8 protein-coding genes are annotated in these 11,727 nt (G+C 66.3%); 1 reads left to right on the top strand and 7 read right to left on the bottom strand.

All coding sequences use genetic code 11. The features are described 5' to 3' along the window. Positions 1-132: 132 nt before the first annotated feature. From BMY06_RS35005 to BMY06_RS35035, 7 genes are all read right to left on the bottom strand, one after another. Positions 133-1,683: an efflux transporter outer membrane subunit gene (locus BMY06_RS35005; RefSeq protein WP_074987476.1), complete on the bottom strand. Its 1,551-nt coding sequence runs from the start codon at positions 1,681-1,683 to the stop codon at positions 133-135. Further along, positions 1,676-2,935 carry an efflux RND transporter periplasmic adaptor subunit gene (locus BMY06_RS35010; RefSeq protein WP_074987477.1) on the bottom strand — a complete coding sequence of 420 codons (1,260 nt, stop codon included), beginning with the start codon at positions 2,933-2,935 and terminating at the stop codon, positions 1,676-1,678. Before BMY06_RS35010 ends, BMY06_RS35005 begins: the two co-directional genes overlap by 8 nt. Continuing rightward, complete coding sequence (locus BMY06_RS35015; RefSeq protein WP_065059893.1) at positions 2,925-6,188, bottom strand: efflux RND transporter permease subunit; 3,264 nt, start codon at positions 6,186-6,188, stop codon at positions 2,925-2,927. Before BMY06_RS35015 ends, BMY06_RS35010 begins: the two co-directional genes overlap by 11 nt. A 223-nt stretch (positions 6,189-6,411) precedes the next feature. Then, a complete protein-coding gene (locus BMY06_RS35020; protein ID WP_065059892.1) occupies positions 6,412-7,086 on the bottom strand; it encodes a response regulator transcription factor in 675 nt (224 codons plus the stop codon). 242 nt (positions 7,087-7,328) lie between these two features. After that, positions 7,329-8,276 (bottom strand): LysR family transcriptional regulator, encoded by a 948-nt coding sequence (locus BMY06_RS35025; RefSeq protein WP_080180663.1) that lies wholly within the window; start codon positions 8,274-8,276, stop codon positions 7,329-7,331. A 220-nt stretch (positions 8,277-8,496) separates the two neighbouring features. Then, entirely contained in the window at positions 8,497-8,886 is a 390-nt protein-coding gene (locus tag BMY06_RS35030) for a hypothetical protein (RefSeq protein ID WP_065059891.1), read from the bottom strand. A gap of 303 nt (positions 8,887-9,189) precedes the next feature. Continuing rightward, positions 9,190-10,098 (bottom strand): SphA family protein, encoded by a 909-nt coding sequence (locus BMY06_RS35035; protein ID WP_231957544.1) that lies wholly within the window; start codon positions 10,096-10,098, stop codon positions 9,190-9,192. Between the two features lie 511 nt (positions 10,099-10,609). Between BMY06_RS35035 and BMY06_RS35040 the strand changes: the two genes are divergently transcribed. Further along, the gene (locus BMY06_RS35040) at positions 10,610-11,701 is read left to right on the top strand and encodes an HPP family protein (RefSeq protein ID WP_074987478.1); all 1,092 of its coding nucleotides are present in this window, start codon (positions 10,610-10,612) and stop codon (positions 11,699-11,701) included. The last annotated feature ends 26 nt before the right edge of the window (positions 11,702-11,727 follow it).

Below are 11,727 nucleotides of genomic sequence, written 5' to 3' on the forward strand. Positions count from 1 at the left end.
CCGACCGACGGCCGCGCGGCCGCCCACGAAAAAGCGGCGCACGCGGCGCGCCCACTCTGTGTGGCGTGCCGCGTGCGCCGCTTGGGGCGCTGCGTCGATGAACCGACGCAGTGATGAACCGATGAAGGCGCGTTACGAGGCCTTCGCGGGCGCGGCGGCGCTCGCTTCGGTTTTCGTCGCTGCGGGTGCTATCGCGGTAGCGGCCTTCGTAGCCGAAGAGGCAGGAGAGGCCGCCGCCGCCGTATCGCCATCGAGCTGCTTCGTGCTCCAGCCGCCGCCGATCGCCTGGATCAAACCGACCGTGGCGTCGAGCCGCCGCGTGTCGAGTTCGAGCGACGAAATCTGCGTCGAGAGCGCGGTGGTCTGCGCCGTCACCACGTCGAGATAGCTCACTACGCCGTCACGATAGCGCGACATCGACAGCGTGAGCGTGCGCTGCGCCGCGTCGAGCGCCTCGTTCTCGCGCTGCGCTTCGTCGCCGAGGTGATGGAGCAGGGCGAGGTTGTCCTCCACTTGCTGGAACGCGTTGAGCACGACCGACTTGTAGTCCGCGCCGCTCTCCGCGAGCTTCGCGCGCGCGCCGCGCACGAGCGCTTCGCGGCGGCCGCCGTCGAAGATCGTTTCCATCAGCGACGGGCCGATCGCCCACATCTCGTTGGGCGCCGACAGCCACGGATTGAACGTGTCGCTCTGATAGCCGCCGAGCAGATCGAGCGAGATGTCGGGGAAGAACGCGGCCTTGGCCACGCCGATCTCCGCATTCGCCGCGGCCACGCGACGCTCCGCGGCGGCGATGTCCGGACGCCGTTGCAGCAGCGCCGAAGGCAGCCCGACGGGCAGGTTCGGCAGGCGCGGACGCAGCGTGTCGGGCGCGACGTTGAACTCCGAAGCCGGCACGCCCACGAGCGTGGCGATCGCGTGCTCGTAAAGCGCGCGGCGCGCGCTCACGTCGTCGGACGAAGCCTGCGCGGCGGCGAGCTGGTTCTGCGCGCGCGACACATCGAGGTCCGAGGCGATGCCGCCGCGATGACGGCTCTCGGTCAGCTTCAACGCGCGCTGGTAGGCGGCGATCGTGTCGTCGAGCAGCCGCGACTGCTGATCGAGTCCGAGCAGGTCGAACCACGTCGTCGCGAGCTTCGCCTGCAGGCTCAGTTGCAGCGACGCAAGATCGGCTTCGCTCGCCTCGCTGTTCGCCTGACCCGCCTTCACCTCGTTGCGCACCTTGCCCCACAGGTCGAGGTCGTAGCCGATGCTCACGCCGAGCGTGTTGGTTTCGTACACGTTCGGCTGGTCGGAGCCGCGCAGCGGACGCAGCGCCGACTGCCGGTCGCGCTGCACCTGTGCGCCGAGCCCGACGGTCGGCATCAGCGCCGAGCGGGCCTCGGACGTGAGCGCATCGGCCTCGTCGTGACGCGCGAGCGCGGCGGCGATGTTCGGATTGGCCTTCTGGACCTGTGGTTCGAGCTGATCGAGGATCGGATCGTTGAACGCCTTCCACCAGCCGTCGCGCGGCATCTGGTCGGCGGGCTGCGCCGTCTGCCAGTCGCCGGCTTCCTTGAAGTGCGTGGGAATCGCGGCGGCCGGCGCGTGATACGTGGGCGCGAACGAGCACGCGCTCAGCAGCATCGCGCCCGCAAGCGCGACGAGCCGCACTTTGGTGTGCAAACCGGACGCCTTAACCATGCGCCGGCTCCGCCGTCTGCGCGGTTTGCGTGGCCTGGGTCGCGGGGGTGTTCGCGGACGCATTCGCCGCACTCGCCGCCCCCGGCGCGTTCGTCGCCGCCGTGGCCGCGAGGCGCACGACGTCGCCGTTCGCGAGCGAATCGGGCGGATTGTCGATCACGCGCTCGCCCGCCTTGAGACCGGCGATGATCTGCACGCGCGTGCCGAGATCGGTGCCGATGGTCACGTCGCGCAGCTGCACCTTGTGATCGGCGCCGGCCACCGCGACCTGCATGCCCTGCGCGCGGAAGATCAGCGCGCTCGCGGGCACGAACAGCGCGTTCGCGTCGCCGTGCATCGCGAGATGGACTTCGGTGTACTCGCCGGGGAACAGCAGGCCCTGCTTGTTGTCGACGGCGAGCTGCACGAGCATCGTGCCGGAAGCAGGCGAGATCGACTGGTCGGTGTCCACGAGCTTGGCGTCGAACTTCATGCCGGGGCGCTCGGGCACCGTGAGCGTCGCGTGCATGCCGGGCTGGATCGACGCCGCGTCGCTCTGCGGCACGCTCACGTAGACGCGCAGCGTGCTCGCGTCCGAGACCGTGAAGAGTTCGGGACCGCTGCCGCTGCCCGCGTCGATCAGCGCGCCCACGTCGGTCTTGCGCGCGGTGACCACGCCGTCGAACGGCGCCGTCAAACGCTTGAACGATTCGAGCGCTTCCAGACGGCGCACGTTCGCCTGATTCGCTTCCACGGTCGCCTGCTTGGCGATCAGGTCCGAGGTCTTTTCATCGGCTTCCTGCTGCGAGACCGAATCCTGCTTGAGCATTTCGGTCCAGCGCTTCGCCGTGGTGGCCGCGAGCTTTTCGTTCGCGATCGAGTTCTGCAGATCGGCGCGTGCCTGCTGCAATTGCTGGTCGAGATCGGGCGTGTCGATCACGCCGAGCAGTTGCCCGGCCTTCACGTGCGTGCCGATATCGGCGTACCAGGCGTGCAGATAACCCGAGACGCGCGCGTAGATCGGCGCGTTGATGTAGGCCGCCAGATGGCCGGGCAGCACCAGCATCTGCGAAGCGGGGCTCGGTTCCGGCAGCACGGTGGCGACCGTGGGCACGGCCTGCGCGTCGGTCCAGGAGGTGAGTTCCTGATGCGCGTGCACGCGGCTGAACAGACCGCCGGAGACGATCCCGGCGGCGACCAGCAGCGCCACGGCGGCGACGGTTTTCAGATGGCGCAGCGGTTGCGGCGAGGCGATGTCGACTTCAGTGGACATGGGATTCTCCCTCGAGGGCAAGGTGTTCCGAATGGTGGGATGCGTCGGCGATGTCGTTGTCGTCATCGCGCTTGTCGTTGCGGTGCACGAGGCTGAACACCACGGGCACGAAGAGCAGCGTCGCGCAGGTCGCGCAGATCAGGCCGCCGATCACGGCGCGGCCGAGCGGGGCGTTCTGTTCGCCGCCGTCGCCGAGACCGAGCGCCATCGGCGCCATGCCGATGATCATCGCGAGCGCGGTCATCAGCACGGGGCGAAAGCGCGTGAAGCCCGCTTCGAGCGCGGCGCGCATGGCGTCGCCCGTGACGGCGAGGCGTTCGCGGGCGAACGACACCACCAGAATCGCGTTCGCGGTCGCCACGCCCATGCAGAGAATCGCGCCCGTGAGCGCCGGCACGGACAGCGGCGTGTGCGTGGTGAACAGCATCCAGACGATGCCCGCGAGCGCGGCCGGCAGCGCGCAGACGATCACGAACGCGTCGGCCCACGAATGGAAGTTCACGACGATCAGCAGATAGATCAGCAGCACCGCGCCCGCGAGACCGAGCAGCAGGCCCGCGAACGCGCTGTTCATGGTCTGCACCTGGCCGCGCATCGTCACGGTCGAGCCCTTGGGCACGTCCTTCACGGTGGCCTTGATCTCCTTCTGGATCTGCGCGGACACCGCGCCCAGATCGGCGCCCTGCGTGGTCGCATAGATGTCGAACAGCGGCTCGATGTTGTAGTGCGAGACCACGGCGTCGGCGGTGCCGCGCGTGATCGTGGCGATGCCGCCGAGAATCTGCGAGCCGCCGCCCTTGCTCGTGACCGGCAGATTCTGCAGGTCGGAGAGCGTGGTCATGCGGTACTGCGGCGTCTGCGCGACGATCGGATACGACACGCCGTTCTTCGGATTGAGCCAGTAGGTCGGCGATACCTGGCTCGTGCCCGAGAGGCTCGCGACCACCGAATTCGTCACGTCCTGTTCGGTGATGCCGAGTTCGTCCGCGCGCGAACGGTCGACGGCCACGGTGAGCTGCGGATAGGTCGACGCCTGCTGGATGCGCGGATCGGCGATGCCCGGAATCTTGCTCACGCGGCGCAGCAGTTCGTTCGCGTAGTGCCGGTTCGCCGTCATGTTCGGGCCGCTGACCTGCACGTCGATCGGCGCGGGCGCACCGAAGTTCAGGATCTGGCTCACGATGTCGGCGGGCAGGAACGAGAACGACGTGCCCGGGAACAGGCGCGGCAACTGCGTGCGCAGCGCCTTCACGTATTGCGCGGTGGGCGCGTGGTCCTTCGACAGCGAAATCATGATGTCGCCGTCCTGCGGCCCGATCGTGCCGCTGTTGTTATACGTGAGGTTGATACCGCTGTTCGGCAGGCCGATGTTGTCGATGATGCTCGTGAGCTGGTCGGCGGGAATCGCCTCGCGCACGGTGTCTTCGATGTGATCGAACAGGTCGGCGGTTTCTTCGACGCGCGTGCCGATCGGCGCGCGCACGTGAATTTCGATTTCACCCGAATCGATGTTCGGGAAGAAGTTGCGGCCGAGGAAGGGCACCAGCGCGAACGACAGCATCACGATCGCGAGAAAGCCGACGATAAACGGCTTGCGATGCGTGAGCGCGAGACCGAGCACGCCGCGATAACCGGCGCGCACGCGTTCGAAGCGGCGCTCGAAACCGCGCTGGAAACGCACGAGCGGATTGCGCGACGGCGCGACGTGATCGTGCGCGCCATGCGGCGCCATCACGGCGGCGAGTTCGCCCGACGCATGGCCTTGCGACGCATGCGGCTTGAGCAGATAGCGCGCCATCATCGGCACGAAGGTGCGCGAGAGCACGAACGAGGCGATCATCGCGAAGATCACCGACTCGGCCATCGGCACGAACAGGTAGCGCGCGATGCCGTCGAGCAGCAGCATCGGCACGAACACGATGCAGATACACAGCAGCGAAACCAGCGCGGGCATGACGATCTGCGCGGCGCCGTCGAGAATCGCGCTGCGCACGTCCTTGCCTTGTTCCAGGTGCCAGTTGATGTTCTCGATCGTCACGGTCGCATCGTCGACGAGAATACCCACCGCGAGCGCGAGGCCGCCAAGCGTCATCACGTTGAGCGTTTCGCCGCAGGCCGCGAGACCCGCGATGGCCGCGAGCACGGCGAGCGGAATCGACGCCGCGATGATCAGCGTCGAGCGCCAGCTGCCGAGGAACAGCAGGATCATGGCCGAGGTGAGCGCGGCGGCGATGATGCCTTCGCGCGCCACGCCGCTCACCGCGCCCTTCACGAACACTGATTGATCCGAGAGCGGCACGAGCTTGAGACTCGGCGGCAGCGACTGTTCGATCAGCGGCAGCTTCGCCTTCACGCCCGCGATGATGTCGAGCGTGGACGCCGAGCCGTTCTTGAGGATCGACATCAGCACCGCGCGGTGGCCGTCCACGCGCACGATATTGCCTTGCGGCGGATAGCCGTCGCGCACGTGCGCCACGTCGCGCATGTAGATCACGGCGCCGTCCACGGTCTTGATCGGCAGATTGTTGATCGCGTCGATCGTGAGCGGACTGTTGTTCAGGCGCACGTTGTACTCGAACTGACCGATCTTCTGCGTGCCCGCCGGAATGATCTGGTTCTGCTGCGCGAGCGCGTTCGCCACGTCCTGCGCGGAGAGCTTGCGTGCCTGCAGCGCCTGCGGATTCAGGTCGATCTGCACTTCGCGCGTCTTGCCGCCGTACGGCGTGGGAATCGCCACGCCGGGCACGGAGAGCAGTTGCGGGCGGATGAAGTTGGTCGCGTAGTCGCCGAGCTGCTGCTCGTTGAGCGTGTTGCTCGTGAGCGCGAGTTGCAGCACCGGCACGGTGGACGCGTTGTAGTTCAGGATCTGCGGCGGCGTGGTGCCGGGCGGCATCTGCTTCAACACGGTCTGCGACACCGAGGTCACCTGCGCGGTGGCCGTGCGCACGTCCACTGTCGGCTGGAAGAAGATCTTCACGATGCCGTAGCCGCGGAACGACTGCGATTCGATGTGCGCGACGTCGTTGACGGTCGTGCCGAGCGTGCGCTCGTAGTAAGTGACGATACGGCCCGACATGTCGTCGGGTTGCAGACCGGCGTAGTTCCACACCACGCTGATCACGGGAATGCGGATATCCGGAAAGATATCGGTTGGCGTGCGTAACGCAGCGAGCGGGCCAGCGATCAGGATCAGCAGGGCCAGCACGATGAACGTGTACGGTCGGTTCAAGGCCAGCCGGACGATTTTCAGCATCAGAAGGGGCTCCGTTCAGAACATCGGCGTCGGATCCCTCGTGGCGAAAGCGGGCAAGGCTTGCCCTCCTCGGGGGAGTCCGACGCCGGTATTGTGGCGGGCGGGTTGTAACGTCCGGCAACCAGACAAATGAAACAAGTTTTAGTTATCGGCCGGTTTTTTTAAAAAAAAGGACTACGAAACGCTAAAAGGAAAATAGCCGTATGCCATGCGATCGAAAACGTCAACCGAGCAGATAACCCGAGCCGCGGATCGTGCGGATGAGCGAGGGCTCGCCGGGCGTATCGACGCGATTGCGCAGGCGGCCCACGTGCACGTCGACGAGATTGGTGCCCGGATCGAAGCGGCCGCCCCACACGCCTTCGAAGATCATCGTGCGCGTGAGCACCTGGCCCGCGTGACGCATCATGAATTCGAGCACACGCAGCTCGGTCGGACGCAGACGCAGGACCTTGTCGCGACAGGTGAGCTTGCGCTTGACGAGATCGAGTTCGAGCGGCCCGACGCGCAGCACGGTTTCGGTCGTGGTGGGACGCGTGCGGCGGCGCACGAGCGCCTCGACGCGCGCCGACATTTCATCGATCGAAAAGGGCCGCGTGAGGTAGTCGTCGCAGCCGGCGCGCAGGCCCTGGATGCGTTCTTCCACGCTGGTCGTGGAGCTCATGACGAGCACGGGCGTTTCGATGCCCACGCCGCGCATGGTGGTGACGATGGTGAGGCCGTCGAGATCGGGCAGGCGCCGTTCGAGCGCGACCACGTCGTAGTCGCCGGCCATCACCATCGCGATGCCCTCGCGCCCGGAGCGGGCGACATCGACGGTGAAGCCGGTGGAGGCGAGCGTGGGGACGACGCTCGCCTCGGTGGCGGCGTCGTCTTCGATGGTGAGGATTCTGGGCATGGCTTTCCAGGCGTCGTGGCAGGGGAAACGGAGTCGGGGAGTCGCGCGCCGGGCCGCGCGCGCAATCGGAACGCATGGGGCGGACGCGCGAAAGCGGCACGAATGCGAGGGCAAACGTGGGCGCAAACGTGGGTGCAAACGCAGACGAAAACGCAGGCGAAAACGCAGGCGAAAACGCAGCCGCACGCGGGCCGTTCGCAAATACAGATGCAACAGCAAGCCGCGTTGCCGCGCGCCGCGCGTCAGGCTACGGCGCGCAGTGCGAGCGGCGGGGCGTGCAGGTTACCGGCGGCGTGACCGTGCTGGGAGCGGAACTGCTCGACCGCGAAGTCGATGAAGCTGCGCACCTTCATCGTCAGATAATTGCGGCCCGAATAGACGATCGAGACGTGCTGCATGCCGCCGTTCACGTCGAAGGCGTTGAGCACCGGCAGCAGCACGCCGCGCGCGATGTCGTCGGCGACGAGCGGCAGCGGCAGCAGCGCCACGCCCATATCGGCGAGTACGGCCGCGCGCACGGTTGCATAGCCGCTCGCCGTGAGCGGCCCGTTCGTGCTGACGCGCTGCACGCCGTCGGTGTCGGCGAACTCCCAGGAGCGCGGCGCATCGGAGACCGCGAGCAGATCGTGCTGCGCGAGATCGGTGGGCGCGCGCGGCACGCCGCGGCGTGACAGATAAGCGGGCGTGGCGACCACGATTTCCTTCACGGACGTGATCTTGCGGCTCACGAGCGACGCATTCACCTGCTGGCGGTCGGTCGCGAAGCAGACGTCGAAGCCGCCTTCGATCATGTCGATATGCGTGTCGTAAGCGGTCACGTCGAAATCGACGCGCGGGTTCACGTCGCGATACGCGCTCAGCAGCGTGGTCAGCGCGCCGCTGGCGAACACCGAAGGCGCGGCGATACGCAGCACGCCGCTCGGATCGCGCGTGGCGCGCACGAGTTCCGACTCGACTTCGTCGAGTTTGTCGATCACCGCACGGCAGCCGTCCAGATAGAGACGGCCCGCTTCGGTCAGCGAGAGACTGCGCGTGGAGCGGTTCAACAGGCGCATGTTCAGATGCGCTTCGAGCATGCCGACGCTGCGCGTGACGGCCGCGGCGGACATGCCGAGCTGCTTGCCCGCGAGGCTGAAGCTGCTCAGATCGACGACGCGCGTGAACACGCGCATGGCTTGTAGCTGGTTCATGTGACGAGTCCGTGCCGGTAAAGGCTCAAAACGAGGCTGCGCGAATGGGTCCGTAAAACATGCCCTGAAATGCAGGGACGAGCCGGCGCCGCGCAGGCGAACGCGCTTGCCCGGTCCGCGACGCGCGGCCCGGATTCACGGGATGTGGCGGAGTACAGTGACTGCGGCGGACTGCGTCGAACCGGGACGGTCCACGCCCGGCGGCGCGCCGTGCACGCACTCAGTTGGGCAGCGCGTGCATGGGCAGGTGCGACTCGCGCTGCGCGGCGGCTTCGTGCGCGCTCAGTGCGTCCTTGAGTCGATGCATGCTTTCGGTGGGAATCGCAAAACCCGCCCAGCCGAGGCCGGTGTGACGCAGGAACAGCACCGCGCCGTCGAACAGCGGATTGCGCTCCGTGTACCAGCACGGATCGATTTCGATCACATATTGATGCGAGCGCAAAGGCTGATCGGGCACGGCGGGGCGCATCGACGCGCGCAGCTTGCTGAGTTCCTCGATGAAGCCATCGACTTCGGCGGCGTCGAGCAGCGCGGTGTTGCCGTCGACTTTCACGCAGAGCGCCTGCTCGCCATATTCATTTACGAGTTCGACCGACATCGGCTTTTGCATGGTGCATTCCTCTCAGTCCTGAATCTGTAGAGGATTATCGGTTCCGGTACGGTTGCGGTGTTTTAAGTTGCCGCGCACCAAACATGAAAACTAATTTAGAAAGCATTAAGTTGCGCAGACTTTGCGAGCGGCGCGAACGTGACGACGGGAGGGCGCGCGACGTGGAAATCGCAGGCGCACGCGGCGTTGCATGACAGCCGTGTCATTTAACTTACCGGGTCATGCCGCGGCTTATGCCCGACTCATGCGGCGGATGGACGCGCGTGCGCGAGACGGACGGTTTTCGTCCGTTCGATGAAGCCTTCAGAATGCGAGCGTGGCCGTGGCCATGACGGTGGACGTACTCTTCAGACGATTGGTGCTCGCGATGCTCGGCACCCAGCGCAGGCTCGCCGAAAACGGCGCCTTGCCGCCGAGCTTGGTGTCGTACGTGATGATCGGGCCGAGCGAGAAGTCGTGGCCGCGAAAGCCGTTCAGACGGTCGGCGAGCGGACCGGTGTCGTCGGCGAGCTGCTGGACCGTGCCCATCACGACACCCACGCCCACGCCGTTCGCGAAGCGCTTGAGCGCGAGCGCGTCGAGCGTGAAGAGCGTGCCGTTCTGATAATCGGTCGCGTGATTGCGCGTATAGAACTGCAGCCCGGCGACCACGTCGAATTCCAGACCGTATTCGGGCACGAGTTGCGTCCATGCGACCTGCGGCACGAAGGTCCAGTTGTTCAGGCTCGTGTTGGCGAGTGCGCTGGAATTGTACGAACCCGTGGGCGCCCAGAAGTTGAAACTCAGCGCGATATGCGAGTTTGCCGAGAAGCTGTAACCGGCTTCGATGGGCGTGAAGTAGAGGTCGTAGAAGTTCGACGCGGTTTGCGTGGTTGAATTCCCGAACCGGCCGACGCTCGCCGTTCCGGTCACTTCGGTCCACATATAGGGCACGGTGATGCCCGAGGCGAAACTCCAGCCGCCCAGGCTGCCCCAGCCGCGCAGGATCGAGGCGAGCGTGAAGTTGATCTTGGCGTCGATGCCGAGCGAGGCCTTGCCGTTGAGCGGCACCGTGCGCGAACCGGAGATCGAGCCGTCGAGATAAATGTCCTCGATATTGACGACATAGATGCCGGCCGGCGGCACCTCGCCCACGCCCGTGAGCACGCTGGTGCCGGCCACCGGCCGTCCGAGCGCGCTTTCCGTGGCGTGCCCGGTGGTGGCTCCGGCCAGCCCGAGTGCGACGACGGCGGCCTGACAGGCGGTGCGCCTGAAGGTGCGTTTGAATGTGCGTTTGAGTGTGCTTTCCAGCCTGCGCGCGGCACGGCGCTGCGTATCCTGAGTAGGTTGCACCCTGATCGTCACCGTCTGCCTCCTGTTGTTTTCCCTGGATTCGATGATGCGGACCCTGCACATGCTGACCAGACATTGCGCATCAAGGTTAACATTCTTTGTCAGCATTTTCATGTTGATGTACGACATTTCCTAACGTTCGTCAGTGTGGGGTGTCGTAAGGCATGGCAGGCCGCCGCGCGCAGGTACAATGCGCGGCCGGATTGCTGGCTGAATAGTCTGGAATCCGAATGAATTGTTGCGGAACAGCATGCCGGAAAAGGCCCGCGATTCATCGCGTGCATTTAAACATGCATTAACAATGAATTATATATCCGCTCAGAAAGTTCAATTGTTGGCAGGCCGGGCGAACGGGTAGGCTGAGTCCACATCATCTTTACCGGATACCCGCATGTCGCGCACCGCGCTCCTCGCCTGGCTCAGGCGTTTCAGGCCGCACCCTGCCGCACCGTCGTGGCGCGAAGGCGTGCGGCGCGCGGCGGGCGCGCTGGTGGGCATCGCGGTTACGGGCGTCGCCACGCATCTGGTGTTCGGCGGCACGCGTGACATTCCGATGCTCGTCGCGCCGATGGGCGCGTCGGCGGTTCTGCTGTTCGGCGCCTCGGAAAGTCCGCTCGCGCAGCCGTGGTCGATACTCGGCGGCAACTTCGTCTCGGCGCTCGTGGGCGTGGCGTGCGCGCGCTGGATCGGCGTGCCGGTCGCGGCGGCGGCGGTCGCGGTGGCGCTCGCGATCTGCGCGATGTTCGTGTGCCGTTGCGTGCATCCGCCTTCGGGCGCGGTCGCGTTGACCGCCGTGCTCGGCGGCCCGTCGGTGCATGCGCTGGGCTTCGGCTTCGTGGCCACGCCGATCGCGTTTCAGTCGATGGCCTTGCTCGGCGCCGCGCTGTGCTTTCATGCGCTCACGGGCCACCGCTATCCGCGCGACGTGGTGGCTGCGCTGGCGTCGGCGCGGCAGGTGGCGCAACAAGCAGCACAACAAGCAGCACAACAAGCCAAAACCTTCGACGCGCTAACCTGCGAAGACGTGATGACAGCCGCCGATCACGCCGTGCCCTTGACGATGGCGCGCCACGCCGCGTGGGAGCGTCTCCATCGGCATGGCGCGCATGCGTTGCCCGTGGTCGACGAGGCGCGTCGCGTGGTCGGTGTGGTGACGCATCGGGAACTGGCGGCGCGGCGGCCTGAGGGAGGGGTTAGGCTGGCGTTGGGGCTGGGTCTGGGACAAGCGTTATGGCGCGTCCTGCGCCACCGCACGCTCGAGATGGAAGAGACGGTCGAGGCCGTCATGGCGGCGGGCGTGCACGCCGTGCATCGCGGCGCGCCGCTCGCGAGCCTCGTGCCGATTTTCGCGGATCACGCGTACTACGAAGTCCCCGTGCTCGACGACACGCGGCGGCTCGTCGGCGTCGTCAGGCACTCGGACATGATCCGCTGGCTGCATCGTCACGCGGGCGCGGCCAGCCTGCTTGCGCAGGCTGGCTGAGCGCCCGCGTATCGGGCACATCGACT

The organism is Paraburkholderia tropica (genome assembly GCF_900109265.1).
GTDB classification, from domain to species: domain Bacteria; phylum Pseudomonadota; class Gammaproteobacteria; order Burkholderiales; family Burkholderiaceae; genus Paraburkholderia; species Paraburkholderia tropica.